The organism is Streptomyces auratus, from assembly GCF_050433025.1.
GTDB classification, from domain to species: domain Bacteria; phylum Actinomycetota; class Actinomycetes; order Streptomycetales; family Streptomycetaceae; genus Streptomyces; species Streptomyces sioyaensis.
This window is the reverse complement of record NZ_JBNGCB010000003.1, coordinates 3,498,086-3,524,686: the sequence shown is the minus strand read 5'-3', so window position 1 is coordinate 3,524,686 and position 26,601 is coordinate 3,498,086. Positions and strand designations below refer to the sequence as shown.

Sequence of the window (26,601 nt, the reverse complement as noted above, 5' to 3'; positions counted from 1 at the left end):
CGCTCAAGTCGCCGCTGAGCCAGCTACTTACTCCGATTCGTCGCCCGGCATTGAAAATAAAACCGGATGGTACGTATCTTAACAGCGCCGGACCTCATCCCATCTGAGACGCCTGGGGGCAGTCATGAGCGACACGATGCACGTCAGCGGCGCTGTTCAGCCCAGGGCTCCACATCAGGCGCCGCTGAACCGCGATCAGGCCGCTTCGGGAGACCACCGAGACCCCTGCGTCCCCCGGGAATTCGTACACCGCCCACTCGTCGACGACATTCTGGTCACCTCATGGCGTCGGCGGGACGCCTCCCATTTCTCGCTGACCGCCCAGTGGCCGCACGACCACGGGTATTTCACGCCGGTTCACGGCCGCCACCACCTCATTCTCACCGGCGAGACCATCCGCCAGGCAGGGCTGCTGCTGTGCCACACCGAGCTCGGCGTGCCGGTCGGGCACCATTTCATCCTCGGCGACCTGGTGTACACAACTCACCCCGAGGACCTGACGGTTGGCCATGGGCCGACTCATCTGACGGTCGATGTCCGTTGCAGCCGGATGCGCTTCCGGTCCGGCACGCTCACCAGTGGTCACTTCGACATGACCATCCGCAGGGCGGGGCGGACCGTCGCGACGGGCCACTCCGACGTCACCGTCACCTCGCCGGCCGTCTACCGCCGGATCCGCGGCGCTCGGCTGACCGCCCGCCGCGTCCTCGAACCGCTCCCCGCGCCCCTCCCGCACGAGCTGACCGGCAGCGCCCATGACAGCGATGTCCTGCTCTCCCCCACCGGCCGGCCGGACCGCTGGCAGCTGCGCATCGCACCCGGCCATGCGGCGATGGTCAACCCCGCCAACGACCACATCCCGGGAATGCTGCTGCTCGACGCCGCGCAGCAGGCCGCCCGCGCGCTGACCGCGCCCCAGGCCTTGGTCCCGTACGCCTTCGGCACGGAATTCCGCCGTTACGCGGAACACGGCACCCCCTGCATCATCGAGGCACGGCGCGTCCCGTCCGCGCTCCCCTGCACCACGACGATCCAGGTCACCGGCTCACAGGACGGCGAGCCGGTCTTCGTCTCCACCCTGACGGCGCTGGACGCGCGCCCCTGAGCCCACCGCTCGCGGACGCGTCCTGGCATCGCCCCGACGGCCCCCAACACCCCGCACGTCACCGGACGTCGTGCCGTGCGGGGCACTCGCAGACCCGGCCGACCGCCGGGCACCCGGCAGCCACCCGCAGGACCCCCGTTCACGTCGTGGCGCGCAGCATGCCCACCTCAGGTACCAGAAAGGCCTTCAGATCATGGGTGACCTCAAGGGAAAGACCGCACTGGTGACGGGAGCCAGCCGGGGCATCGGCCGGGCCATCGCCCAGCGCCTCGCCGAGGACGGTGCCCTGATCGCCGTCCACTACGGCAGCAATGACGCCGCGGCCAAGGAAACGGTCGAGGGCATCACGAGCGCGGGCGGCCGGGCCTTCATGATCGGAGCGGAACTGGGGGTTCCCGGTGATGCCGAAGCCCTCTTCGCCGCCTTCGACGCCGAACTCGCCGCCTTCGGTGCGGAACCAGGCCTCGATATCCTCGTCAACAACGCGGCGCTCAACTTCCCCGGACGCATAGACGAGGTGACCTACGAGGAGTTCGACCGCACCATCGCGGTCAACATCAGGGCCCCGTTCTTCCTCGTCCAGCACGGTCTGCGCCGGATGCGGGACGGAGGACGCATCATCAACGTCTCGTCGGCGGTGACGAGCACGGCGCTCCCGTCGCAGATCGCCTACAGCGTGTCCAAGGGCGGGGTGGACACCCTCACGCTCACCCTCGCCAAGGATCTCGGCGCGCGCGGGATCACGGTGAACGCCCTCGCCCCCGGATGGGTCGAGACCGATGTGACCGCGGCGCGGCGGGCCACGCCCGAGGGGCGGGCTGCGCTGGCGGCCTATTCGGTGTTCAACCGCATCGGCCGGCCCGGGGACATCGCGGACGTCGCCGCGTTCCTGGCCTCGGACGACTCCCGCTGGATCACCGGCCAGCGCATCGACGTCACCGGCGGCTCGATGCTCTGACCCTGCCGGGGACCGCCCTCGGCCCAGCCGCAAGGCCATGGCGTCGTCAGGCGTCCTCAAACGTCGTCAGGCGTCAGGCGTCGTGGAAGACCAGGCCCAGGGAGTGCCGGTGGCCCGAGCGGACGGTGCTCACACCGTGGCGTACGTGGCCGGCCGACCAGCCGCGGGCCGAGCGGACGGGGCGGTCGCGGGTCGTGAAGATCAGGCCGTGGCCCGGCGGCAGGACGGTGGTGGTGCCGCGGGACTGCGCGCGCGGCCGCTGCTCGACGAGGAGGAACTCGCCCCCGGTGTAGTCGGTGCCCTGCTCGTCCAGGCCGATGACGACCTGGAGCGGGAAGACCATCTCCCCGAAGAGGTCGCGGTGCAGCGCGTTCCAGTCACCCGCCCCGTAACGCAGCAGGATCTGGGCGGACTTGCGCTGCCCGGCGTCGTGGCACAGGGCGAGCCACTCCTCCAGGGTGTCCGGCCAGGGCGCCGGCCGGCCGAGCTTGTCCGCCCAGTCCCGGGCGATCGTCAGCAGGTGCGGATAGAACGCCTCGCGCAGGGCCCGGACGGGTTCGGGCGGCGGGTCGGCGAAGTAGCGGTACTGGCCCGAGCCGAAGCGGTGCCGCGCCATGTCGATGGTCGAGCGGAAGCGCCGGTCCTCGTCGTAGCAGGCGATGAGGGCGCGGCAGTCGGCCGGATCGAGCAGGCGTGGGGTCAATGCGCAGCCCAGTTCGTTGAGTTCGCCGGTCAGGGCCGGCCAGTCGGCGGCCGCGACGCGCCGGGCGAGCCCGGTGGGGCGGGCTCGGCGCTCGGGGGTCGTGAGGGTCATGAGGTCCTCCAAGAGGGCGTCGGGGCGGCTCACGGGGCGCGCAGACGTGGCCGGCAGGCCCCGCAGGCGCCCCCTACGGGCACGCTCCGCCGCCACGGCGGATACGGCGCCCCGTGCGGGCGACGGGCTCAGGCGGCGTCCGGGGCGACGCCCTCGACGCCGAGGAGCTTCCGCTTGCGCGCGGGCCCGGCCGCGTAACCGGAGAGGGAGCCGTCCGCGGCGATCACACGGTGACAGGGCCGGACGATGAGCAGCGGGTTCGCGCCGATCGCCGTTCCGACGGCGCGCACCGCACCGCGCGCCGCACCGATGTCGGCGGCGATCCTCCCGTACGTGGTCGTGGTGCCGTACGGAACCGCCTCCAGGGCCTTCCACACCCGCTGCTGGAAGTCCGTGCCCCGGCTGAGGAATTCGACGCTGAAGCGGGTCAGTGTCCCGTCGAAGTACGCGCGCAGCTGCTGGACGATCGCGGCGAAGGCGTCGGCGTCGGACGTCCAGCCGTCCTGGACGGTGGCACCGCCCTTCTGGCCGGGCAGGGACAGCGAAGCGAGCGCGGTGCCGCCCGGTGCGGTGGCAGATTCCTCGCCCACCAAGAGAAGTTCGCCCAACGGGCTGTCGAGGGTGGTGTAGAGCGTCATGGTCCTGTGCTTTCCGTAGTGGGTGGGCGGACGTCGGCCGGCTCCGTGGTCGGCACGTTCCAGAAGTGGTGCATCGCGTACGAGCGCCAGGGACGCCAGCCGTGGGCGTGCGCCGCCAGAGCGGCGGTCGGGGCCCCGGCCCGGCGCATTCCGGCCCGTACGGCCACGTCGCCGCTCAGCAGGACATCGGGGTCCCCGAGGGCGCGCATCCGGATGTAGCCGGCGGTCCACGGGCCGATGCCGCGCAGACCGAGCAGCGCGTGCTCCGCCTGGTCACGGTCGGCTCCGGCGTCCAGGGGGACCGTGCCGTCGGCGAGTGCGGCGCCGAGGGTGCGCAGGGTCGCCCTCCGCGACGCGGGCATGCCGAGTTCCGCGAGCGAGGCCTGTGCCAGGTCATCGGCACGGGGGAAGAGGTGGGTGAGCGGACCGACCGGTTCCGGCAGCGGTTCTCCGTACGCGGCAACCAGCGCGCCACCGAGGGTGCGGCCGGCCGCGAGCGAGACCTGCTGACCGAGCACGGCGCGGACGGCGAGCTCGTGCGGGTCGGGTGCGCCCGGCGCCCGCAGACCGGGGCGCTGTGCCACCAGCCGGGCCAGAACGGGGTCTTCGCCGAGCCGCTCGGCCACCGCATACGGGTCGGCGTCCAGATCGAAGAGGCGGCGCACCCGCTGGCTCGCGGTGGTGAGATCGCGCAGCTCGGTGAGGCGCAGCCGGCAGTTCAGCCAGCCGTCCCCGGTCGCCTCGTCGACCTCGGCGATGCCGGTTCCGTTCGGCAGCCGCAGGGTGCGCCGGTAGGTCCGGGCGCCGACCTCACCGCTGATGTCCTCGATACCGGTGAGCGCGCGCCGCTGGAGATGGTCGAAGAGCTGCCGCGCCCCATACGGGCCGCGGAAGGCCAGCCGCAACGGCAGCACTCCCCTGGTGGCATCCGGCGCCACCGGGCCGAATCGGGCCGTGCTGCCGGGGCGCGCGGCGCGCAGCTCGCTCGGGGTGAGCGCGTAGATCTCCTTGATCGTGTCGTTGAACTGGCGCACGCTGGCGAAGCCCGCCGCGAAGGCGATCTCGGCTGCCTGCAGGCCGGTGGTCTGTAGCAGAATCCGGGCGGTGTGGGCGCGCTGCGCCCGCGCCAGCGCCACCGGGCCGGCGCCCAGCTCGGCGTTCAGCTGCCGCTGGACCTGCCGGGCGCTGTAGCCGAGCCGGGCCGCGAGCCCGCGGACGCCTTCCCGGTCCACCACCCCCTCGCCGATCAGCCGCATGGCCCGCCCGACGACATCGGCGCGGGCATTCCACTCCGCGGAGCCGGGGACCGCATCGGGGCGGCAGCGCCGGCAGGCGCGGAAGCCGGAGCCCTGGGCGGCGGCAGAGGTCGGGAAGAAGGTGACGTTCCGGCGCCGGGGCGTGGTGGCGGGGCAGCTCGGCCGGCAGTAGATCCCGGTCGTGGACACCGCGAAGAAGAAGGCGCCGTCGAATCTGGCGTCCCTGCTGCGCACCGCCTCGTACCTGCTGTCCTCGTTGCTCACGGAGTCCACTGTGCAGCAGGTCAGGCCGGGGCGCTGGCGGAAATCGGACGGCGCGTTCGGGGGCGGCCGACGGGGCGGGGAAGTATCGGCGGGGCCTCGGGCCGCCCCATGGAGAAGCTGGTGCGGCCGCGCCGTGGAGGAGCCGGGCCGCCGCTTGCGGAAGACCTGGCAGCGTTCTCCTCAAGGGACGGACGTCCGTCACGGACAGGACACCGTCACGGACGGCACACCGTCACAGACAGGACGGCTGGGGACCCCGGACAACTCCGGTGACTCGACGCCGCGTTATGACGCCACCACCGCAAGGACCACCAGGAAGAGGACCAGGGCGAAGGTCTCCCAGCGCATCGCCCGCCGCAGCACCCCCCAGTCCGAGGCGCCACTCGACGACCGGCTGGGCTGCCATGCAGGGCCGCTGTCGCAACTGTCGCCGCCGTAGCCGCCGTCCCCGTTGCTCCCGTTGTCCCCACCGTCACTCATGTCGCGCTCCCGCTCTCCTGCCCTCACCGCACGGGCCGATCAGCCCGTCGCCCGCCGCCCGGCAGCGTATGTCATACGGCCAGGGGTGGCGGGGTGCGGCATACGGCAGCACGACCACGGTGGAGGCGTGCCCGGGACGACGAGCACCCGACACGGCGACGCACGCAGGACGAGGTGAATCGCCCGGCACGGCGACCTGCCGAGCGCGATGGCCTCATCGGCGACCGGCACCTTCAGGCCGGCGGCATCGGCCAGTCATCCAGCGAGCCGCCGCGCCATTCGACGAGGCGCGGGTCATCGAGGGCGATGTCCTCGGCCGGGCCGGCGACGCCCGCACGGCGGAGAAACTCGGCGACATCGCCGCGGCCGTGGGCCAGACCGACGATCTGCCCACGCACGGTCACCCGCCGGCCACCGGACGGCGTCGGGGGGTGCACGATGACAGGCGGATGCTCGGTCATGCCTCCAGCGTGCGCCGGGCTCCGCGCTCGCGCATTTCGACGACCGCCGGGGGCGTCACTCACCGTCGGGGATGTCGGTCGGCGTGGGGACACCGGTCGCCACGGGGTGCGTCAGTCGTCGTCAGGGTGTAAGTCCTCGTCACCACGGGCCGCGCGAGGGGCGGCCCGCGGCGGCGACGCTCCAGAGAGGAGCAAGAGGAAGCCCCGGCCAGACGGGGGGAACTGGCCGGGGCGGTTCGGTGTGGGGCGCTACCTCAGCACCCACACCCAATTGAACGGTAAACAGAGCATGGCCGTTCCGTGGAGGTGACGTGATGGCTATCACGTCGGCAGACACGCCCCGTTGCCGCCGACCGACCAGCAGACCGGCCGACCGCCCTATCGGACCCCGCGTCAGACCTTGAGCGGCTTGATCGCAGTGGGAGCATGACCGGGCTCGCTCGCGATCTCCTCCCACTCATTCACCTTGTCGATCTCCGCGGCCGCCATGGAGATATTGGTGATGCGCTCCAGGATGGCCTCGACGACGACCGGGACACGGTGTTCGGCGGCCAGCTTCTTGGCTTCCTCGAAGGCGGCGCCCAGTTGGCTCGGATCGGTGACCCGGATGGCCTTGCAGCCCAGGCCCTCGGCGACCTTGACGTGGTCCACGCCGTAGACGCCCAGCTCCGGCGAGTTGATGTTCTCGAACTCCAGGTTCACCTGGAAGTTGATGTCGAGGTTGCGCTGGGCCTGCCGGATCAGGCCCAAGTAGGCGTTGTTCACCAGGACGTGGATGTACGGGATCCGGTGCTGGGCACCGACGGCCAGCTCTTCGAGCATGAACTGGAAGTCGTAGTCACCGGAGAGCGCGACGACCGGCGCCTCCGGGTCGGCGGTGGCGACCCCCAGCGCGGCCGGGATGGTCCAGCCGAGCGGGCCGGCCTGGCCGCAGTTGATCCAGTGGCGGGGCTTGTAGACGTGCAGCAGCTGCGCGCCGGCGATCTGGGAAAGGCCGATGGTGGTGACGTAACGGGTCTCCGGGCCGAAGGCCTTGTTCATCTCCTCGTAGACGCGCTGCGGCTTCATCGGGACGGCGTCGAAGTGCGTACGGCGCTGCAGTTGGGCCTTGCGCTCCTGCGTGGACGCGGCCCAGTCGCTGCGGTCGGGCAGCTTGCCGGCGGCCTTGAGCTCCTTGGCCACCTCGACGAACAGCTCCAGGGCGGCCTTGGCGTCCGAGGCGATGCCGTAGTCCGGAGCGAAGATCATGCCGATCTGCGTCGGCTCGATGTCGACATGGACGAACTTGCGGCCCCGGGTGTAGACGTCCAGCTTGCCGGTGTGGCGATTGGCCCAGCGATTGCCGATGCCCAGGACGAAGTCGGATTCCAGGAAGTTCGCATTGCCGTAGCGGTGCGAGGTCTGCAGGCCGACCATGCCGGCGTTCAGCTCGTGATCGTCGGCGAGGATGCCCCAGCCCATCAGGGTGGGGACGACCGGGGTGCCGGTCAGCTCGGCGAACTCGACCAGCAGCTCGGAGGCGTCGGCGTTGATGATGCCGCCACCGGCGACGATCAGCGGACGCTCGGACTCCAGCAGGAACTGGAGCGCCTTCTCGATCTGCGGGCGGGTCGCGGCCGGCTTGAAGGCCGGCAGCGGCTCGTACGTCTCGGGATCGAAGTCGATCTCGGTCAGCTGGACATCGATCGGCAGGTCGATCAGGACCGGGCCGGGGCGTCCGGAGCGCATCAGGTGGAAGGCCTGCTGGAAGACGCCGGGGACCTGGGCGGCCTCCATCACCGTCGTCGCCGCCTTGGTGACCGGCTTGGCGATCGAGGCGATGTCGACGGCCTGGAAGTCCTCCTTCTGGATCACCGCGGTCGGGGCCTGGCCGGTGATGCACAGGATCGGGATCGAGTCGCCGATTGCGGAGTAGAGACCGGTGATCATGTCCGTCCCGGCCGGGCCGGAGGTGCCGATACAGACGCCGATGTTGCCCGGGTGGGTCCGGGTGTAGCCCTCGGCCATGTGCGAGGCGCCCTCGACGTGCCGCGCGAGCGTGTGGTCGATCCCGCCGGCACCCTTGAGCGCCGCGTAGAAGGGGTTGATCGCGGCACCCGGCACGCCGAAGGCGTGGCGCACGCCCTCCCGCTTGAGGATCTCCACCGCGGCACGGGCGGCTGTCATTCGAGGCATCGCGTACTCCTGCATCGGCCTGTCACGGGCACGCTCCAGCGAAGGGCCGGAGGTTCTTAATTCCGCATCATGGAATTAATGTTTTGCTTTATGGAAGGAACGTAGAGCGGGGCGTTCCGCCCGTCAAGAGGTACGTCCCTGGTGAGCGACGCGCACGGATCGAGCCCTGGGAACGCAAAAGCCGCGTACGGGTGGGTTCCCGATACGCGGCTGGGTGTTTGACGAGGGCGCGGCCACTCAGGGGCCGCCGCCTGCCGCCGAGCCCTCATCGGCTCCAGGCGCACACCGAAGCGCCGTCGGCACTCTCGACATCACCTCGATGTCAAGAGCGCCGACGGCGCAGGAGATTGACGACTAGTCAGCGAATCGGCACCCCCGACAGCGTCCGGGCGATCACCAGCCGCTGGATCTCGCTCGTGCCCTCGAAAATGGTGTAGATGGCGGCGTCACGGTGCATCCGCTCGACCGGGTACTCGCGGGTGAAGCCGTTGCCGCCGAGGATCTGTACGGCCTGTGCGGTGACCTTCTTGGCGACCTCGCTGGCGAAGAGCTTGGACATCGAGCCCTCCGCGGAGGTGAAGGGCTTGCCGGTCACGGCCATCCAGGAGGCGCGCCAGACCAGCAGCCTGGCCGCGTCGATCTGGGTGCGCATATCGGCGAGCTGGAAGGCCACGCCCTGGTTGTCGATGATCGGGCGGCCGAACTGGGAGCGGGTCGTGGCGTACGTCAGGGCCTCCTCGTAGGCCGCGCGGGCGGTGCCGACCGCCATCGCGCCGACGGCCGGGCGGGAGGCCTCGAAGGTGGCCATCGCGGCGTTCTTCACGCGCTCGCCGTCGCTCTTGGCGCGCTCGCGGGCACGGGCGAGGCGCTCGTCGAGCTTCTCCTTGCCGCCGAGGAGGCAGTGGCCGGGGACGCGGACGTTCTCCAGGACGACCTCGGCGGTGTGCGAGGCGCGGATGCCGTGCTTCTTGAACTTCTGGCCCTGGGAGAGGCCGGGGGTGTTCGGGGGGACGAGGAAGGAGGCGTGCCCCTTGGAGCCCAGCTCGGGGTCGACGACCGCGACGACGACATGGATGTTGGCGATGCCACCGTTGGTGGCCCAGGTCTTGGTGCCGTTGAGCACCCACTCGTCCTTGGCCTCGTCGTAGACCGCGCGGGTACGCATCGCGGCGACGTCCGAGCCGGCGTCCGGTTCCGACGAGCAGAAGGCGGCGACCTTGACGTCGTTCACGTCGCCGTACATCTGCGGGACCCAGGTGCCGATCTGCTCCTCGGTGCCGTTCGCGAGCACACCGACGGCCGCGAGTCCGGTGCCCACGATCGACAGGCCGATACCGGCGTCACCCCAGAAGAGCTCTTCCATGGTCATGGGGATGCCGAGGCCCGTGGGGTCGAAGAACTGCTGGGCGTAGAAGTCCAGCGAGTACAGCCCGATCTTGGCGGCTTCCTGGATGACGGGCCAGGGCGTCTCCTCGCGCTCGTCCCACTCGGCGGCGGCGGGGCGCATGACGTCCGCAGCGAAGCCGTGAATCCAGTCACGGACTTCCTTCTGCTCGTCGTTGAGCTCCATGGTGAACTCGGCCATGTCCCCTCCAGTGCTGCAGGCCGTACGATGTTACTAGCGGTAACACGAAGTGTGTTACTCGCCAGTAAGGGATGTCAACTCCCCTGAGGACGAATTCGCCGCGGAGAACGGGTGTTACGTTGCGCCAGCGCCACGGATTCACAAGGGTGGGGAGCACGACCATGGAACGTACACAGCGCAGCGGCCGCCAGCAGTCGGCGACCGAGCGCAGGCGGCGGGAGCTGCTGGAGGCCGCCGAGCGCATTGTGCTGCGCGACGGCCCGGACGCCTCGATGAACGCCATCGCCGCCGAGGCCGGTATCACCAAGCCGATCCTCTACCGGCACTTCGGGGACAAGGGCGGGCTGTACCGCGCGCTCGCCCTGCGGCACACGGATGCCCTGCTGGCCAACCTGGCCACCGCGCTGGACGCACCCGTCCTGCGCCGGGACCGCGTCGAGGCCACCCTCGACGCCTACCTGCTCGCGATCGAGAGCCAGCCGCAGGTGTACCGCTTTCTGATGCACCCGTCCGACGAGGAAGCGGGGCCGGAGAACGGTTTCGACGTGGGACGGCACTCCGCGCCGCTGCTGCGCCGGCTCGGCGAGGAGCTGGCCAAGGTGATCACCGACCGGCTGGACCTGGGGCCGGGCGGCGAGCTGACGGCACGCGTCTGGGGGCACGGCATCGTCGGCATGATGCACGGCGCCGGCGACTGGTGGCTGCGCGAACGCCCGTGCTCACGCGAGGAGTTGGTCAAGCAGCTGGCCGATCTCCTCTGGGGGCAGCTGGCCGCGGTCAAGGACCGCGAGGACGGTCCCGGCTTCTGAGCACCGGCCCGTCCGGGGGCGGACCGCCGGTCGCTCAGCGGCCGGACGCCCCCGCCGCCGCGGCCCACGGGGCCCTGGCCGCCGCCCGCAGTGCCCGGCGGCGGCGCAGCCCGGTGAGGTGGTCGACGTACAGGCCACCGTCGAGGTGGTCGCACTCGTGCTGCAGACAGCGGGCGAAGAAGCCGGTGCCGGTCACCGTCCTGGGCTCGCCGGTGCCGCTGAACCCGGTCACGACGGCGTGGTCGTGGCGCGGAGTGCCGGCCTCGATGCCGGGGAGCGACAGACAGCCCTCGGGACCGCGGAAGACCGGGCCGTCGGCCTCGACGAGCCGGGGATTGACGAGATGGCCGAGATGCCGGCGGTCCTCGTCGTCGGGACAGTCGTATACGAACACCCGCAGCGGAACGCCGATCTGGTTGGCGGCCAGGCCGACGCCCTGCGCGGCGTACATCGTCGCGAACATGTCCTCGACCAGCCGTTCCAGCGCACCGTCGAATGCGGTGACCTCCCGGCAGGGCTCGGTCAGGGCCGGGTCGCCGAGCAGGCGCAGGGGGTGGACACGTCCGGAACTGCCCTGGATGGTGCGGGAACGCATGGGGGTAAGGGTACGGCCCGGTCCGCGCCCGGTTGTCGCCGCATGGGTGGCGGGATTCGGGCCCGCCGCCGGATCTCGATAGGCTGATCCCCGACCGAAGCCCCGGCCGGTCATCGGCTGCGGAGGAGCGTTCCACGGGCAGCCGCACGGCAGGCGGGCGCCGGATGCAAGGAGGATCAAGGACGATGGCAGGCAACACGGAGCCGCTGTCGCCGCGGGCCAAGCTGGCCGTGACGGCAGGCAAGGCCGCGGCGGCGGTTTCGCGCGCGGCGGGCCGCGGCAGCGGATCGGTGATCGGTGGCCGGGTGGCACTCAAGCTCGACCCCGACCTGCTCGCGCGGCTGGCCCGGCACTTGGACGTCATCCTGGTGTCGGCGACCAACGGCAAGACGACCACGACGCGCTTGATCGCGGAGGCGCTGCGGGCCAGCGGCCCGGTGGTCTCCAACGCGCTCGGCGCCAACATGCCGGCGGGCATCACCTCCGCCCTGGCAGGCGGCTCGGACGCCAAGTACGGCGTCATCGAGGTGGACGAGAAGTACCTCGCGGGTGTCGCGCGCGACACGACGCCGAAGGCCATAGCGCTGCTGAACCTCTCGCGCGACCAGCTCGACCGCGCCGCGGAGACCCGGATGCTGGCCGAGCACTGGCGAGAGGGCCTGGCCGGCTCCAAGGCGCTGATCATCGCCAACGCGGACGACCCGCTGATCGTGTGGGCGGCCTCGTCGTCCGCGAACGTGGTGTGGGTCGCGGCCGGGCAGGAGTGGAAGGACGACGCCTGGTCCTGCCCCTCGTGCGGTGGCGTGATGCAGCGGCCGGGCGAGGACTGGTTCTGCGCCGAGTGCGGCTTCCGCCGTCCCACGCCCAGCTGGGCGCTCTCCGGCGAGCACGTCCTCGACCCGCACGGCAGCGCCTGGCCGATCAAGCTCCAGCTGCCGGGGCGCGCCAACCGCGCGAACGCCACCACCTCCGCCGCGGTCGCCGCCGCCTTCGGGGTGCCGCCGCAGGTGGCCCTGGAGCGGATGTTCTCGGTGCAGGCCGTGGCCGGCCGCTACGACGTGGTCACCTTCATGGAGCGCGAGCTGCGGCTGCTGCTGGCGAAGAACCCGGCCGGCTGGCTGGAGACGTTCTCGCTGATCGACCCGCCGCCGACCCCGGTGATCATGTCGGTGAACGCGCGGGGCGCCGACGGCACGGACACCTCCTGGCTGTGGGACGTCGACTACACCCGGCTTGCCGGGCACCCGATCTTCGTGCTGGGCGACCGCAAGCTGGACCTCGCGGTGCGCCTGGAGGTCGCGGGACTCGACTTCCAGGTGTGCGAGAGCCTCGACGAGGCGGTGCGGACGGCGCCGCCCGGACGGATCGAGGTCATCGCCAACTACACGGCCTTCCAGGACCTGCGCCGCCGCGTGGGCAACTGAGTGCGGTCCACCGACGCTACGGACAAGGACGAGCGAGCATGAGTGACAACAGCCTGCGCCTGGTGTGGATCTACCCGGACCTGCTGAGCACGTACGGCGACCAGGGCAACGCCCTGGTGGTGGAGCGGCGGGCGCGCCAGCGCGGTCTGGACGTACAGCGCCTGGACGTACGCTCCGACCAGCAGATCCCCACCTCCGGCGACATCTATCTGATCGGCGGCGGTGAGGACCGGCCGCAGCGGCTGGCCTCGGAGCGGCTGATCCGTGACGGCGGACTGAACCGCGCGGTCTCCAACGGCGCGATCGTCTTCTCGGTCTGCGCCGGCTACCAGATCCTGGGCCATGAGTTCATCAATGACCTCGGGGAGCGGCAGCAGGGCGTGGGGCTGCTGGACGTGGTGAGCACCCGCGGCGAGGCGGAGCGCTGCGTCGGCGACGTACTCGCGGACATCGACCCGCAGTTGGGGCTGCCCCCGCTGACCGGCTTCGAGAACCACCAGGGCGTCACGCATCTGGGCAAGACGGCCCGGCCGTTCGCCAAGGTGCGGTTCGGCAAGGGCAACGGCGTCGGCGACGGCTACGAGGGCGCGTACAACGACACCGTCTTCGGCACGTACATGCACGGTCCGGTGATGGCCCGCAATCCGCACATCGCCGACCTGCTGATCAAGCTGGCGCTGGACGTCAATGCGCTGCCTCCGGTGGAGGACCGCTGGTACGAGGCGCTGCGCCAGGAGCGGATCGCGGCGGCGACCCAGCCCGCTTGATACCGGTTGACGGCAAGTTCAGGCATTTCGCCCGCCCGTAACGTTTGTCGGAATTGATCCCTTTTCGAACGCCCGCAGTCCCGCACTGCGGGCGTTCGTGTGCCCGACGGCCCCGCGCTTGTAGGGTGAGCGGGATCCAACCGGACGACGGGGTCCGGGCCTCCGGTTGAGTTGCAGAGGGTTTTTCGAGCAATGCGTATTGGTGTCCTCACCTCCGGCGGCGACTGCCCCGGCCTGAACGCCGTCATCCGGTCCGTCGTCCACCGCGCCACCGCTGATCACGGCGATGAGGTGATCGGCTTCCGCGATGGCTGGAAGGGCTTGCTGGAGTGCGATTACCGCAAGCTCGACCTCGATGCCGTCGGCGGCATCCTGGCGCGCGGCGGAACCATCCTCGGGTCCTCCCGGGTCCAGCCCGCCCATCTGCGCGACGGCGTGGAGCGCGCCCGCGGCCACGTCGCCGAACTGGGCCTGGACGCGATCATCCCGATCGGCGGCGAGGGCACGCTGAAGGCGGCGCGGCTGCTGTCGGACGCCGGGCTGCCGATCGTCGGCGTACCGAAGACGATCGACAACGACATCGCGGTCACGGACGTGACGTTCGGCTTCGACACCGCGGTGGGTGTCGCCACCGAGGCGCTGGACCGGCTCAAGACCACCGCGGAGTCCCATCAGCGGGTGATGATCGTCGAGGTGATGGGGCGGCACACCGGCTGGATCGCGCTGCACTCGGGGATGGCGGCCGGTGCGCACGCCATCGTGGTGCCGGAGCGGCCCTTCGACATCGACGAGCTCACCGCGCGGGTGGCCGAGCGGTTCGAGGCCGGCAAGAAGTTCGCGATCGTGGTGGTCGCCGAGGGAGCCAAGCCGCGCGAGGGCAGCATGTCCTTCGACGTCGGCGGCAAGGACATGTACGGCCACGAGCGGTTCGCCGGCGTCGCCCGGCAGCTCTCCGTGGAGCTGGAGGACCGCCTCGGCAAGGAGGCCCGCCCGGTCATCCTCGGCCATGTGCAGCGCGGCGGTACCCCCACCGCGTACGACCGGGTGCTCGCCACCCGCTTCGGCTGGCACGCCGTCGAGGCGGCGCACCGCGGCGACTTCGGGATGATGACCGCGCTGCGCGGCACGGACATCACGCTGGTGCCGCTGGCCGAGGCGGTCGAGACGCTCAAGACGGTGCCCGTGGAGCGCTATGACGAGGCCGAGTGCGTGCTGTGAGCACCGCACCGGACCCGACCTAGTCACCGCACCGGAGCGGACCTGGTCCCGGTCCGCACCAACCCGTCGTACGAACCGCCCCCGGCCGCTGTTCCGGCCGGGGGCGGTTCTAGTCTTGTGGGCCGGAGTATCGGTACGAATCAGGAGCGAGCGGATGGATCACAGCGGGCACGGCATGGACGGCATGAACATGGATCTGCCGCCGTTCACGCTGGGGCGGGGCCTGGAGTTCGGTGGTGATCCGTTCTTTCTCGTCGGCTGCCTGCTGGGACTGGCCCTCTACGGCTGGGCGGTGCTCCGGCTGCGGCGGCGGGGTGACGCCTGGCCGGTGGGCCGGACCATCGCCTGGGCGCTGGGCGTCGTGACGGTGGCGCTGGTGATGTGCACCAAGCTGAACGACTACGGCATGGCGATGTTCAGCGTGCACATGGTCCAGCACATGGTCGTCAGCATGCTCTCGCCGATCCTGCTGCTGCTCGGGGCGCCGGTAACGCTGGCGCTGCGGGCGCTGCCGGCCGCCGGGCGGGGCCGCAAGGGCCCGCGCGAGCTGCTGGTGGCGCTGCTGCACAGCCGCTACATGCGGATCATCACGCACCCCGCGTTCACCATCCCGCTCTTCATCGCGAGCCTCTACGCGCTCTACTTCTCCCCGCTGTTCGACTTCCTGATGGAATCGCGGGCCGGGCACATCGGGATGATGGTGCACTTCCTCGCGGTCGGCCTGGTGTTCTTCTGGCCGATCATGGGGGTCGACCCGGGCCCGCACCGGCCGGGCTACGTCATGCGGATGCTGGAGCTGTTCGCGGGCATGCCGTTCCACGCGTTCTTCGGCATCGCGCTGATGATGGCCTCGGAGCCGATGGTCGACACCTTCGTGCACCCGCCGGCCTCGCTCGGGATCGAGGCCCTGGCGGACCAGACGGCCGCCGGCGGCATCGCCTGGGCCTTCAGCGAGATCCCGTCCGTCGTGGTGCTGATCGCCCTGGTCTACCAGTGGTACAAGTCCGAGGCGCGGCAGTCGCAGCGCGCGGACCGGGCCGCCGACCGCAACGGCGACAAGGATCTGGCCGACTACAACGCCTATCTCGCCTCGCTCCACGCACGGGGGCGATAACGGGGGGTCGGCGCGTAGCGCCGTCTTCTGGGGGTGGAGGTCGGGCGACGGGCGGGCGGGTCGCCACTCTGGCGATATGGGCCGCGGCCGGGGACGATGGTCCCATGGCCGCGGCCCGTGGCATTGGCGCCCGGGCCGCCCTGAGGAGGTTGCGGGTATGCCCGGATCTGCTAAGACGATGGCCGTGTGCACGGTGGGCGGACTGGTGGTGGCGACCGCCTACACCGTGGCGTTGGGCGCCAATGGCTGGCTCTGGTTCTCCTGGGTGGTGCTGGCGCTGGTGACGATCGGAGTGGTGGCCGCGCGACCGGTCTGAGCGCCCCCGCCCGGAGCGGGGTACGGCGCGTGCGGGGCCCGGCTCAGAAGCGGAAGACGGGCCCGGTGGCGGAGTCCATCGTGCAGGCGTTGGGGAACTCCTTGCGCCAGTTCACCGGGGTGCCGCGCCAGCTGCCGGTCGCGCTGACGGTGACCGGGTCGAACTCGCGGGTGCAGCTGTGCGGCTCACCGGGCAGTGCGTCCATGTCCCCGCGCGCCCAGGTCAGCGCGTCGCAGGCGGCGAGCGCATGCGGATGGCGCCGGTAGGTGTCGGGGCAGCTCAGCCGTACCCCGCGGACCCAGGTGTTGCCGGATCCGGACACGGTGAGCTGCAGGCCCTGGTCGACGGGCGGCTCATCGGCGCCGGCCGAGCCGGCGCCGAGCGCGCCGAGCAGGGCCGTGGAGAGGGCGGCGAGCACGGCGGTACGGGCGGATCGGCGTCCACGGCTCACGGGCATCGAGGTCTCCTGGCAACGTCGGTGGGATCGGATGCGGGAGCCCGACAGGGACGCGCGGCGCCCAGCGGCCCCAGGCCACCTCGCCGGGCGCCGGTGGACAAGCGGCCACGCCGTGAGGTCGCCCGGACGGGCCTTCGATCCACGCCCTGGGGAACAGGGTGGCCGGCAACGGAGGAGGCGGCTCCGTTGCCGGCCACCGGACCGGGATTACCCCACGCGCTCGATCTTGGCGCGCCGGATCAGGTTCTTCCCCTCCTCACGTACCTGCTCGAAGGCCGCGTTGTTCAGCAGCGCACAACTGCCCGAGGTGGACGTCACGGAGACGGTCGTCGACTTGTTGTTGTCCAGGTTCGTCACCTTCAGCTTGGTACCGGTGGGGAACTGGTTGCTGGACGCCGCCGGAGCGCCGCCCTCGCCGGAGAGGGTCACTGTCGAGCCGGGGCAGACCACGTCGCCGTCGGCCGACGAGTTGCCCGCGGCAGGCGGGGCCGCGGAGGCGGTGGAGTCGCCCGATCCGGACTGCTGCTCCGCCGAACCGGGCGGCGCCGCCGAGGACGCGGGCGGGGCGTCCCCGGCGGGTGCCTGCTTCGCCGGCGGCGCGCCCGCGGCATCACCCCCGCCCCCGTCCCCGGAGCAGCCGGCGGCTTTCTGCTTGACCTGGATCTCCTTGATCACGGCTTGCCGGTTGGCGATGCGGGCCGCCGACTGGGCGTCCGGGTTGGCCTGCTGGTCGGCGATGAACTTCTGGTTGTTGCTCAGGGCCGTGGCCAGCCCGTCGCAGGCCACCGATGCCTGACTGGTGCCCGTGGTGGCGATGGCGATGCCACCGACCAGCGCCGCGGCACTGACGCAGACAATGATCTTCTGACGCCGGCCGACTGTTCTCTTTCGGGACATCTCTGAACTCCTGTCCTCGGCCTGGAACCGTGGGTTCAGGCGCGGTTGCCGGACAGTACGACGCGCCAACCCGGCCTGGTTCAGTACGAGTTGAAAGTTGTCCGTGGATGCCAAAGGGGATTCCCGGCGGGCAGGTATCTCTGCGAGGGTGCGGGGTTTTGGGTCCGCCGGCGCGGGTTTTCGGACAGCCGCAACACACCGGCGAACATGGCGAGCGGGGTGCGCGTGCGCCTGACACACCCGACCGTGTGGCCGCCGGTCGCCTGGCGGAGGACAGCATCGATCCGGCCGAAGGTGGTTACCAGCGGCGTTTTGTGCCCATAAACTCACTGGCCGTTCCGGCGCCCCTCGTGACCTGGAACGGCATCACCGCCACGGCCACCCGACGCAAGAGGGAGCTGCTCCGTGCTCTACCAGGTGCTGAAGTACCTCCTCCTCGGACCGCTGCTGCGGCTGGTGTTCCGGCCACGGATCGAGGGTCTTGAGCACATCCCGGAAGAGGGCGCGGCGATCATCGCGGGCAATCACCTGTCGTTCGCCGACCACTTCGTGATGCCGGCGATCGTGCCGCGCCGGGTGACCTTTCTGGCCAAGGCGGAGTACTTCACCGGGCCCGGTCTCAAGGGGCGGCTGACCGCGGCGTTCTTCCGCGGCGTCGGGCAGATCCCGGTGGACCGTTCCGGGGGCCGCGCCTCGCGGGCGGCGCTCTCCGCGGGGCTCTCCGTCCTGCGCAAGGGCCACCTCCTGGGGATCTACCCGGAGGGCACCCGCTCGCACGACGGGCGGCTCTACAAGGGGCGTACCGGTGTCGCCTCGATGGCCATCACCGCGGGCGTACCGGTGGTGCCGTGCGCGATGATCGGCACCTTCGAGGCGCAGCCGACGGGCCGGCGACTGCCGCGCGCGATGCGGATCACCATCCGTTTCGGCGCGCCGCTGGACTTCTCGCGGTACGCGGGCATGGAGGACGAACGCTTCATTCTGCGCGCCGTCACCGACGAGATCATGTACGAGATCCTCTCGCTGTCCGGCCAGGAGTACGTCGACCGGTACGCGGGCGAGGCCAAGGCCGAGGCCCAGGCGCAGGCGCGCGCACAGGGGCGACGGGGACAGGCGAAGGGGACGGGGAAGGGCAAAGGCAAGGGCAAGGGGCGGGCGGCCTGATCGGCGGCCGTCCGGCCCCCGCCCCGTGGACCGTTGCGCCGGGGGCGAACGTGCGGCGACCGCCGCCCCCTCCTCCGTAGGGTCCCCGTATGACCTCAGGCAGCGCAGTGGTGATCGGGGCGAGCGGACAGATCGGGCGCGTGGCGGTGCGGGCCCTGGCGCGGGACGGCTGGGCGGTGACGGCCGCGTCCCGGCGCGGCGGGCGGGATGAATCCTGGCCCGCGGAGGTCCGTTCGGTGGCGGTGGACCGGGAGGACGACGCGGCGCTGGCCGGGCTGATCGGCGAGGGCTGTGACGTGCTCCTCGATTGTGTGGCCTACGGTGCCGCGCACGCCCGGCAGTTGGCCGGCCTGGCGGACCGGATCGGTTCGGCCGTGGTGATCTCCAGTGGCGCGGTGTACAAGGACGACCGGGGACGCGGTTTCGCCACCATGGGCGAGCCCGACGGCTTCCCGGCCTATCCGGTGCCCCTCCCCGAGACCCAGCCGACCGTGCCGCCCGGCGACGCGGACTACGGCACCCGCAAGATCGCCCTGGAGCGGGCACTGCTGGCGCAGGGCGACCGGCTGCCGGTGACGCTGCTGCGGGCCGGGGCGATTCACGGTCCGTACAGCCCGCTGCCGCGCGAGCTGTACTTCGTCAAGCGGGTGCTGGACGGGCGGCGGGTGCGGGTGCTCGCCTACGGCGGCAGCAGCCGTTTCCATCCGGTGCATGTGGCCAACCTCGCCGAGCTGGTCCGGCTGGCGGCCCGCCGGCCGGGTTCGCGGGTGCTCAATGCCGGCGATCCGCAGGCCCCGACGGTCGCCGAGATCTCCGCGGCGGTGGACGCGGCGATGGGGGCGCCGCCGAGCGAGATCGTCGGGCCGGCCGGTGCCCCGCCGTCGACCGGGGTCGGCAAGACACCGTGGACGACACCGCACCCCATCGTCTACGACATGACGGCGGCGGAGCGGGAGTTGGGCTATCGGGCGGTGACGACGTACGAGGAGTCGCTGCCGGAGACGGTGGCGTGGCTGGCCGACCAGGTCAAGGGGCGGGACTGGTGGGACGCGTTCCCGCTGATGGCCGGCCACTACCCGGACGAGGAACTGTTCGGCTATGCGGCCGAGGACCGCTGGCTGGCCGGCCGCGGCGGGCAGCGCTGAGGGCGCCCGCGGACCGGCCGGGCGCGCCGATATCCGCGGGCGGGGCAGGTGGCCCGCGCCTACGTTGATCGCCGTGAGGAATCGGATACGGGGGTACCGACAGGGGCGGCCGGGAAGATCCCGGCCGCCCCTTTTCTGCCGTGCCGGATCAGGGTGCGGACAGAAGGTCGGCGACACTCTTGGCAGCGGCCTTGGCCGTCGCGTTGCCCGGCTGGGGCGTGGCGTGCGGAGCGCAGGTCACGTCCTTGGGGTCGGTCTTCCCCTCCAGGAAGTACGCGTCGACCCGCTTGTTGATGCAGGGGTTGACCTGGCCGGTGACGCCGTGCGATCCGGCGTCCCGCTCGGTGATCAGGCGGGAGCCCTTGAAGCGGCGGTGCAGGTCCACGGCGCCGCCGTACGGCGTGGCCGCGTCACGGACGCTCTGCACGATCAGCACGCTCGGCAGGCCCTTGCCCGTCTTGACGTCGACCGGGCGCTGCTGCTTGACCGGCCAGGTGGCGCAGGGCAGGTTCATCCACGCGTTGGACCAGGTCATGAACGGTGCCTTGGCGTGGATGCGGGTGTTGTCGCGGTCCCACGTGCGCCAGTCGGTGGGCCACTTGGTGTCGGTGCACTCGACGGCCGTGTAGACGGCGTTGCCGTTCTCCGAGGCGATGTTGCCCGCGGTGTCCTTGAGGTTCGGACCGGCGTTCTCGACCAGCGGCTTGCTGTCACCGGAGAGGTACGCGCTCCAGACCTCGGCCACCGTGGCCCACATGGAGTCGTAGTACGGCGCGTTCTGGAAGAAGCCGGTGAGCTCGGCGGGGCCGACGACGCCGCCGATCGGGTTCTTCTTGGCGGTCGCCCGCAGCTTGTCCCACGCCGCCTGGACCTTCTGGGGGGTGTCCCCGATGTGGTAGGCGGCGTCGTTCTTGGCGACCCACTTCTTCCAGTCGCCCCAGCGGGTCTCGAAGGCGATGTCCTGGTCGAGGTTGGCCTGGTACCAGATCTTCTCGCGGGAGGGATCGACGACGCTGTCGACGAGCATCCGGCGGACATGGCCCGGGAAGAGCGTCCCGTACACGGCGCCCAGGTAGGTGCCGTAGGAGACGCCCAGGTAGTTGAGCTTCTTCTCACCGAGCGCGGCACGGATGACGTCCATGTCGCGGGCGGTGTTCGACGTCGTCATGTACGGCAGCAGGCCGTGGCTGCGCTCGGCACAGCCCTCGGCGTACTCCTTGGCGAGCTTGCGCTGGGCGCGCTTGTCCGCCTCGCTGTCCGGCACCGGGTCGGCCTTGGGCGCCTTGACGAACTCCTGCGGGTCCATGCAGGAGATCGGCGCGGAGTGCCCCACGCCCCGGGGGTCGAAGCCCACGAAGTCGTACGCCTTGGCGGTCTTGGCCCAGAGCGGGTTCTTGGTGGTGATGCGGTTCGGGAACTTCATGCCCGATCCGCCGGGGCCGCCGGGGTTGTACACGAGGGAGCCCTGGCGCTCCTTCTTGCTGCCGGTGCTGACGGCCCGGTCGACGGCGATCTTGATGGTGCGGCCGTTGGGCTTGGCGTAGTCGACGGGGACCACGACATAGCCGCACTGGATGGGTGACTTGAGGCCCCAGTCGGCGGGGCACTCCTGCCAGTGGATGCCCTTCTTGGCGGCGCGCGCGGCGGCGGTCTGTACGCCGTGCGCCTCGGCCGAGCCACTCGGGTGCCGCTCACCCGCGGTGGCGGGCGTGGCAGATATCGCTCCGGCGAGGAGCGCTCCGGTCACCAGGGTGCCGGCGGCGCCGAGCGCTGCTGATTTTCTCACGTGGTCAATTCCCCCTGCATGGTGCGCCACTCGTGGCGGCGTTGATCACAGGCTTACAGAGGGATCCTGACGGGTGGCGTGCCCGGTTGAACAGGTTGGACCCGCAATTCTTTACCAAGCTGTAGGTATCCGGCCGCTCCGGCTCCGGTTCGCCGGGGGCGCACGGGAGCCGTTTCGGCCGCGCACACCTCCCCCGCCGGGCTCCCCCGGCGCCCCCGGCAGCGGGTCTCCTGCGCCAAGATCCACCGGCGAGTGGCTGGGACATCACCGTCGAACGGCTGGGGCATCGCAGGGGAACCCCGCCATTCAGGCCAGGATCGTCGGCGAAGGACGACCGCCCTTCGCCGCTCCCGCTGTACCACCGGAGCCGTCAACTTGGGGGGAATACCGCGCAATTGACCGAGCGAGAGCAGTGCAGGGACCAGGGTGGGTGTCCGCGGCGAGGCCTCAACGCCCCTGTTCACCTGGCCGGTTGATGGCCGGCGCGTGGACCGTCGGAGGGGGCGCGGAGGGGCGAGAATACGTCAATTGCCGTAGACCTGCCCGTGAGGCATGTGCCAGACGCACCCCTTCAGTAACCTTCCGTGAAGGCTCTCCCACTCACCGCCACGGGAGGCCTTCGGCGTTTTCGCGCCCCACGACCGAATCGTCCCGAAGGAGATCCGAAGTGCCGGGTATCGATCAGGTGTTGTTCCGAGCCATGGGGATCCCGGGCGTGCTCGGCGCCGGACTGATCGACTGGACCAGTGGTCTGACACTCGGCACGGCGGGGCAGGCGCCGCACGGCGACCACGACGCGGCCGCCGCCGACACCGCCGATGTGGTGCAGGCCGTCACGCGCAACGCCACCTTCGACACCGCGGGCACCGGCGGTCCGGCTCTGGAGGACCTCATCATCACGGCCGCGGGCAGCTACCACCTCATCCGCTTCGTGCACACGGCCTTCGACAGCCAGACCTATCTCTACCTCTGGCTGGACCGCTCCCAGGCCAATCTCGCCGTCGCCCGGCTCCGGCTGCGCGATCTGGCGGCGGAGCTGGTCGCGTCCTGACGGCGCGCTCCGCCACCTCGTACGAACGGTAAGGGAACCACCATGGGCCTGCCCATATCTCCTCCCCCGCCCGCTCCGGCCGGGCTGCTCGACCGGTTCGCCGCCGAACGCGTCACCGGCGCCCTCTCCGGTCCGCACGGCTGCTTCTACTTCCTCGACGGTGCGGTGTACTGCATAGAGAGCACCGCCGCTCCCGGGCTCGGCAGCCGCCTCACCGCGGCCGGCAAGGTCCCGCCGCAGGGCTGGGAGTACGCCGCCGAAGCGGCCGGGGAGCGGCGATCCGGCGGCCGATTCCTGGTCGAAGAGGGCTGGTTGACCCAGGGCGAGCTGGAGATCTGCCATCTCGCCGCCCTGCTCGATGCGGCGTTCTTCGCCCTGCCGCTGCTGCCCGGGGCCACCTCCTTCACCCCCGGAACCGCGCACTGGCTGGGTGTCATACGCCCGGTCAGCACCGCCGCCCTCCAGCAGGCGACGGCCCGCCGCCGGGCGCTGCTCGACCGGCTCCAGCCCTGGGCGGCGGCCGACACGTCGCCCGTCATACCCGTCGGCACCCGCATACCGGCCGCCACCACCCGCCGCCAGCGGCGGCTGCTCGACCGTGCCGACGGCCGGCACACCCCGTACGAACTGGCCCGTGTGCTGGGGGAGTCGGCGTTTGCGACGCTGCTCGACATCCGCCTGCTCGCCGCGGCCGGCCTGGTCCAGGTCCCCCCGCCCCCGGCCCCGCTCCCCCGGCGACGCCCCGGCGCCTGCCTGGACGGGTCGCCGGCCCCCGCTGCCGCCGGCCACACCGCGCCCGTCCGGCCGCTGCCGCTTCCGGACGTCTTCGACACGGCCGACCCGACCATCGCCCTCCTCGTCCGCCTGCGTACGGCGCTGGAGGAAGAACTGTGAGCTCTGCTGCGCGAAGCCGGTGCACCCCATGAGGCGCGTCATCAGAGGGCGCGTCAGGAAAAGGAGACTGATGACGATCGAACCCCGGATACGGGAGGAATTGCACACGTTGCGCGATCAAGTACGCCATTTCCAGGGCGGGATGGTGGCGAGCGTGGACGGCATGGTCATCGCCCATGATCTGCCGGACATCGAACCGGACGGCCTGGCCGCGCTCACCGCCGCGGCGATCGGGGTCGCCAAGCGCCTCACCGAGGCGACCGGGCAGGGCGACTTCGAGGAATCCCTGACCCGCGGCGCCGACGGCTATATCGCGGCCTATTCGGCCGGACGCCGCGCGGTGCTCACGGCCGTGGCGAGCCCGGACACCAATGTGGGGCGGCTCCATCTGCAGGCCAGGAAGGCCGCGGAACGCATCGGCGCCCTCGTGGACACCCCGCCCCGCCGATAAGCCCCCACACACCGGCACCCCGCAGTACCCCCGCACACCGGCAATACCATCAAGAAATCGAAAGGTCTGACCCTTCATGGCTCAAATGGAATCCGCCCTCTCCGACGCGATGTCGTCCATCGAGGGCGCCGTCGGCGTCGCCCTGGTCGACTACACCAGCGGGATGGCACTGGCCGCGCTGGGCGACAACCAGGTACTGGACCTCAATGTCGCGGCGGCCGGCAACACCGATGTCGTACGCGCCAAGATGCGCACCATGGAGATGCTGGAACTCCAGGGCTCCATCGAGGACATACTCATCACCCTCACCGCGCAGTACCACATCATCCGCCCGGTGACCGGGAAGAGCGGCCAGGGCCTCTTCCTCTACCTGGTGCTGGACCGCAAGCGCGCGAACCTCGCGCTGGCCCGCCACCGCCTCGCCAAGGTCGAGGCCGACCTGGAGGTCTGACGAGGGCGCCGCCGTCACCCGGCGGCGGCGCTCCGCACGGCCTCGTCCAGGAGGCGGCGCAGCCGCAGCGCGTCCGGGGCGACGGCCGTGGCCAGGGCCGCCGGGCCGGCGAGCGGTGCGAGCACCCCCTGGCCCTCGTCCGCCGCGGGCCGCTCGCCCGCCGCGCCGCCGAGCAACCGCACGTCCGCCGGCCGGTCGTCAAAGTCCGGTGTGACCACCAGGAGTTGGCCGACCGCCCGGTGTCCTCCCAGGACGGCGGAACCGTCCCAGCCGAGGACGCCGGGCCCGTAGGCCGTCTCCTGGTCGAGCAGCGTCCGGCCGGCCCGGCGGACGGTGAGTCGGCTGCGCAGGGCACCGGTCTCCTCGCCGCTGCGTCCCAGGACCTGCTCCTCGCGGAGTACCAGACGGGCGGTGGGGGCGAGTTCGACGGTGGTGGTCATCCGCAGGTCGCTGCCCGCCGCGGAGATCAGTGGTTCCGGCAGCCAGTCGAGCCGTGCGCCGTCGCCCACCGTCAACCGTACGTCGTAGTGGGCGGGTTCCCCGGTGCGGCCGGGCAGCGCGACGGTTGCGGCGGCGGCCGTGAGGTGCAGCGCGGCGCCCGCCTCGACGGTGGCGTCGAGCCCCAGCCGGTCGCCGCCGAGCGGGGCGCTCATCGCGCCCACCACGCAGACCCGGGCCTGCCGGCCGGGCGCGCCGACGCGGCGCAACGCGAACGGGCCGTCGCCGTCGAGAACGGGCAGCCGGGTGACAGCTCCCCCACTCTCGACCGCGCTCGACCGGGAGGTACCCCCCTCGTCGAGCCGCGCGAGGATGCGGGCGGTGGCACGCAGTCCGGCGGCCGACGGGGCGGGCGTCCCCTCGGGCCGGGCCGGTGTGTGCAGTGCGAGGGTCATGCGCGGCCCGCGGTCCAGTCGGCCAGCCGCCCGCGGACCCAGTCGGAGACCGGCTGCACGCCGTTCTCGGACGTCAGCGCGGTGAAGGCGACCGGCAGCTCGCCGCGCTGCGCCTTCGCGTCGCGGGCCATGCCCGCCAGATCCACACCGACGTACGGCGCGAGGTCGGTCTTGTTGATGACGAGCAGATCGGAGGTGGTGACGCCGGGGCCGCCCTTGCGGGGGATGTCATCGCCGCCGGCCACGTCGATGACGAAGATCTGGGCATCGACCAGGCCCTTGGAGAAGGTGGCCGTCAGATTGTCCCCGCCGGACTCGACCAGGACCAGGTCGAGGGGTCCGACCGCGTCCTCCAGGTCCTCCACCGCCTCCAGGTTGGCGGAGATGTCGTCGCGGATGGCGGTGTGCGGACAGGCGCCGGTCTCGACGGCGGAGATCCGCTCGGCGGGCAGCACGGCCTCCCGCAGCAGGAACTCGGCGTCCTCGCGGGTGTAGATGTCGTTGGTGACCACGGCGAGGGACAGTTCGTCGCGCAGCGCACGGCAGAGCGCGGCGACGGTGGCGGTCTTGCCGGTGCCGACCGGCCCGCCGAGACCGATGCGCAGTGCGCGCCGGGTTCCGTCGGGGCGCTTCGGCCCGGCGGCGCTGTAGGTGTGCCGCTCGGGGAAGGTTTCCTTGTGGTCGAGGTGCATGGTCACTCCGTGGTTCGTACGGCCAGGGCCGCTCGGGTCCGGCGGGGGCCGGCGGGGTCAGGACGCGAAGAGTCGTACCGGCCAGGCCGCGTGCTGCTGAGCGGTGATGTCGAGCAGCGGCGCGGAGGCCGCGGGCAGCGCATCGGTCCCTTCGGCGAGAACGCGCTCCGCGGCGTCGGCGCCCTGCTGGGCGACCCGGTCGACGTCGGCAGCGAGGCGGGCGAGTACGGCGGTGGCGTCGAAGGGGTCCAGGCTCAGCAGCCGGACGGCCGCGCCGGCCGGACCGCTGATGCTCTCGTAGGCCACGGCGTGCGCGGCGTCCAGCGGCGCCAGGCCCGCGGACCGGGCGGCCAGGCCCAGCACGACGGGCTGGTGCGCCCCGCGCGGACGGGCCGCGGCGAGCGCGTCGAGCGCGGCGCTCGGCCAGGTCGCGCGGGCGGCCCGCATCATCTGCCGGCCGAGCCGCCGGGCGACCTGCCGCAGCGCCGGTACGGGCGTCCGGGCGTCGGCGGCGTCGTCCAGGAGGAGCGGGTCGTGACCGGCGGCGGCCGCGGCGGCGAGGCCGGCGGCGACCAGGCCGGCGGTGTGCAGCCGGCCCCGGCAGAAGGTCTCCAGGGTGGCGGCGTCCGTGATGCGCCCCGCGGTGACGGCCGGTTCGGCGCCGCCCGAGTGGGCGTGCCCGCCGGCGGGGAACCGGCCGTCGGCGAGGACGAGCAGTGCGGCGCGGCTCATCGGTGGTCC

At 71.5% G+C, this 26,601-nt stretch carries 28 protein-coding genes; 14 read left to right on the top strand and 14 right to left on the bottom strand.

All coding sequences use genetic code 11. The features are described from left to right. Positions 1–124 precede the first annotated feature (124 nt). Both BKA18_RS35045 and BKA18_RS35040 read left to right on the top strand, forming a co-directional pair. Positions 125–1,105 (top strand): ScbA/BarX family gamma-butyrolactone biosynthesis protein, encoded by a 981-nt coding sequence (locus tag BKA18_RS35045; protein WP_366044930.1) that lies wholly within the window; start codon positions 125–127, stop codon positions 1,103–1,105. Positions 1,106–1,298: 193 nt separating this feature from the next. Continuing rightward, entirely contained in the window at positions 1,299–2,063 is a 765-nt protein-coding gene (locus tag BKA18_RS35040; protein ID WP_366044929.1) for an SDR family oxidoreductase, read from the top strand. A 73-nt stretch (positions 2,064–2,136) separates the two neighbouring features. Here BKA18_RS35040 and BKA18_RS35035 read toward each other — a convergent pair whose 3' ends face one another. The 7 genes from BKA18_RS35035 to BKA18_RS35005 all read right to left on the bottom strand — a co-directional run bounded on the left by BKA18_RS35035 (position 2,137) and on the right by BKA18_RS35005 (position 9,736). Continuing rightward, positions 2,137–2,877, bottom strand: coding sequence for a 2OG-Fe(II) oxygenase (locus BKA18_RS35035; RefSeq protein ID WP_366044928.1), 741 nt, complete (start codon positions 2,875–2,877; stop codon positions 2,137–2,139). Between the two features lie 128 nt (positions 2,878–3,005). Then, positions 3,006–3,515 (bottom strand): methylated-DNA--[protein]-cysteine S-methyltransferase, encoded by a 510-nt coding sequence (locus BKA18_RS35030; protein ID WP_366044927.1) that lies wholly within the window; start codon positions 3,513–3,515, stop codon positions 3,006–3,008. Continuing rightward, on the bottom strand, positions 3,512–5,035 hold the full coding sequence (locus tag BKA18_RS35025; RefSeq protein ID WP_366044926.1) for an AlkA N-terminal domain-containing protein: 1,524 nt from the start codon (positions 5,033–5,035) through the stop codon (positions 3,512–3,514). Before BKA18_RS35025 ends, BKA18_RS35030 begins: the two co-directional genes overlap by 4 nt. A 285-nt stretch (positions 5,036–5,320) precedes the next feature. Then, positions 5,321–5,515, bottom strand: coding sequence for a hypothetical protein (locus tag BKA18_RS35020; RefSeq protein WP_366044925.1), 195 nt, complete (start codon positions 5,513–5,515; stop codon positions 5,321–5,323). Positions 5,516–5,748: 233 nt separating this feature from the next. Next, positions 5,749–5,976, bottom strand: a complete 228-nt coding sequence (locus tag BKA18_RS35015) for a hypothetical protein (protein ID WP_006608014.1) — start codon at positions 5,974–5,976, stop codon at positions 5,749–5,751. A gap of 393 nt (positions 5,977–6,369) precedes the next feature. Further along, on the bottom strand, positions 6,370–8,151 hold the full coding sequence (gcl, locus tag BKA18_RS35010) for a glyoxylate carboligase (RefSeq protein WP_366044924.1): 1,782 nt from the start codon (positions 8,149–8,151) through the stop codon (positions 6,370–6,372). A 358-nt stretch (positions 8,152–8,509) separates the two neighbouring features. Then, positions 8,510–9,736 (bottom strand): acyl-CoA dehydrogenase family protein, encoded by a 1,227-nt coding sequence (locus BKA18_RS35005; protein WP_366044923.1) that lies wholly within the window; start codon positions 9,734–9,736, stop codon positions 8,510–8,512. A gap of 161 nt (positions 9,737–9,897) precedes the next feature. Between BKA18_RS35005 and BKA18_RS35000 the strand changes: the two genes are divergently transcribed. Further along, a complete protein-coding gene (locus BKA18_RS35000; RefSeq protein WP_006608017.1) occupies positions 9,898–10,545 on the top strand; it encodes a TetR/AcrR family transcriptional regulator in 648 nt (215 codons plus the stop codon). Between the two features lie 34 nt (positions 10,546–10,579). Here BKA18_RS35000 and def read toward each other — a convergent pair whose 3' ends face one another. After that, on the bottom strand, positions 10,580–11,140 hold the full coding sequence (gene def / locus BKA18_RS34995) for a peptide deformylase (RefSeq protein WP_366044922.1): 561 nt from the start codon (positions 11,138–11,140) through the stop codon (positions 10,580–10,582). 185 nt (positions 11,141–11,325) lie between these two features. On the opposite strand from def, the gene BKA18_RS34990 reads away from it, so the two are divergent. The 5 genes from BKA18_RS34990 (at position 11,326) to BKA18_RS34970 (ending at position 15,979) form a co-directional block, all read left to right on the top strand. Continuing rightward, on the top strand, positions 11,326–12,564 hold the full coding sequence (locus BKA18_RS34990) for a Mur ligase family protein (RefSeq protein ID WP_366044921.1): 1,239 nt from the start codon (positions 11,326–11,328) through the stop codon (positions 12,562–12,564). 38 nt (positions 12,565–12,602) lie between these two features. Then, complete coding sequence (locus BKA18_RS34985) at positions 12,603–13,331, top strand: type 1 glutamine amidotransferase (protein ID WP_093487645.1); 729 nt, start codon at positions 12,603–12,605, stop codon at positions 13,329–13,331. A gap of 192 nt (positions 13,332–13,523) precedes the next feature. Further along, positions 13,524–14,549, top strand: a complete 1,026-nt coding sequence (locus tag BKA18_RS34980; protein WP_093487643.1) for a 6-phosphofructokinase — start codon at positions 13,524–13,526, stop codon at positions 14,547–14,549. A 154-nt stretch (positions 14,550–14,703) separates the two neighbouring features. Next, on the top strand, positions 14,704–15,663 hold the full coding sequence (locus BKA18_RS34975; RefSeq protein WP_366044920.1) for a cytochrome c oxidase assembly protein: 960 nt from the start codon (positions 14,704–14,706) through the stop codon (positions 15,661–15,663). Positions 15,664–15,820: 157 nt separating this feature from the next. Beyond that, positions 15,821–15,979, top strand: a complete 159-nt coding sequence (locus tag BKA18_RS34970; protein WP_186831750.1) for a hypothetical protein — start codon at positions 15,821–15,823, stop codon at positions 15,977–15,979. 43 nt (positions 15,980–16,022) lie between these two features. On the opposite strand, the gene BKA18_RS34965 is transcribed toward BKA18_RS34970, so the two are convergent. Together BKA18_RS34965 and BKA18_RS34960 are read right to left on the bottom strand one after the other, a co-directional pair. After that, on the bottom strand, positions 16,023–16,436 hold the full coding sequence (locus BKA18_RS34965; protein ID WP_366044919.1) for an SSI family serine proteinase inhibitor: 414 nt from the start codon (positions 16,434–16,436) through the stop codon (positions 16,023–16,025). A 207-nt stretch (positions 16,437–16,643) separates the two neighbouring features. Continuing rightward, on the bottom strand, positions 16,644–17,333 hold the full coding sequence (locus tag BKA18_RS34960; RefSeq protein ID WP_366044918.1) for a hypothetical protein: 690 nt from the start codon (positions 17,331–17,333) through the stop codon (positions 16,644–16,646). 405 nt (positions 17,334–17,738) lie between these two features. Between BKA18_RS34960 and BKA18_RS34955 the strand changes: the two genes are divergently transcribed. Together BKA18_RS34955 and BKA18_RS34950 are read left to right on the top strand one after the other, a co-directional pair. After that, entirely contained in the window at positions 17,739–18,497 is a 759-nt protein-coding gene (locus BKA18_RS34955; protein WP_366044917.1) for a lysophospholipid acyltransferase family protein, read from the top strand. 89 nt (positions 18,498–18,586) lie between these two features. Next, positions 18,587–19,642, top strand: a complete 1,056-nt coding sequence (locus BKA18_RS34950) for an NAD-dependent epimerase/dehydratase family protein (RefSeq protein WP_366044916.1) — start codon at positions 18,587–18,589, stop codon at positions 19,640–19,642. Between the two features lie 148 nt (positions 19,643–19,790). Here the strand turns inward: BKA18_RS34950 and BKA18_RS34945 are convergent, their stop codons facing one another. Beyond that, the gene (locus BKA18_RS34945) at positions 19,791–21,428 is read right to left on the bottom strand and encodes an alpha/beta hydrolase (RefSeq protein ID WP_366044915.1); all 1,638 of its coding nucleotides are present in this window, start codon (positions 21,426–21,428) and stop codon (positions 19,791–19,793) included. Between the two features lie 667 nt (positions 21,429–22,095). Between BKA18_RS34945 and BKA18_RS34940 the strand changes: the two genes are divergently transcribed. The 4 genes from BKA18_RS34940 (at position 22,096) to BKA18_RS34925 (ending at position 24,275) form a co-directional block, all read left to right on the top strand. Beyond that, entirely contained in the window at positions 22,096–22,479 is a 384-nt protein-coding gene (locus tag BKA18_RS34940) for a hypothetical protein (protein ID WP_006608029.1), read from the top strand. Between the two features lie 42 nt (positions 22,480–22,521). Continuing rightward, positions 22,522–23,373, top strand: a complete 852-nt coding sequence (locus tag BKA18_RS34935) for a hypothetical protein (RefSeq protein WP_366044914.1) — start codon at positions 22,522–22,524, stop codon at positions 23,371–23,373. Positions 23,374–23,443: 70 nt separating this feature from the next. Then, positions 23,444–23,824, top strand: coding sequence for a roadblock/LC7 domain-containing protein (locus BKA18_RS34930; RefSeq protein ID WP_006608031.1), 381 nt, complete (start codon positions 23,444–23,446; stop codon positions 23,822–23,824). A gap of 76 nt (positions 23,825–23,900) precedes the next feature. Next, positions 23,901–24,275 (top strand): roadblock/LC7 domain-containing protein, encoded by a 375-nt coding sequence (locus BKA18_RS34925; RefSeq protein WP_006608032.1) that lies wholly within the window; start codon positions 23,901–23,903, stop codon positions 24,273–24,275. A 14-nt stretch (positions 24,276–24,289) separates the two neighbouring features. On the opposite strand, the gene BKA18_RS34920 is transcribed toward BKA18_RS34925, so the two are convergent. From BKA18_RS34920 to BKA18_RS34910, 3 genes are read right to left on the bottom strand one after another with little or no spacing between them, the layout of a single operon-like run. Beyond that, entirely contained in the window at positions 24,290–25,168 is an 879-nt protein-coding gene (locus BKA18_RS34920; RefSeq protein ID WP_366044913.1) for an urease accessory protein UreD, read from the bottom strand. Next, complete coding sequence (gene ureG / locus BKA18_RS34915; RefSeq protein WP_093487625.1) at positions 25,165–25,860, bottom strand: urease accessory protein UreG; 696 nt, start codon at positions 25,858–25,860, stop codon at positions 25,165–25,167. Before ureG ends, BKA18_RS34920 begins: the two co-directional genes overlap by 4 nt. A gap of 57 nt (positions 25,861–25,917) precedes the next feature. Next, a complete protein-coding gene (locus BKA18_RS34910; RefSeq protein WP_093487623.1) occupies positions 25,918–26,592 on the bottom strand; it encodes an urease accessory protein UreF in 675 nt (224 codons plus the stop codon). Positions 26,593–26,601: the final 9 nt, after the last annotated feature.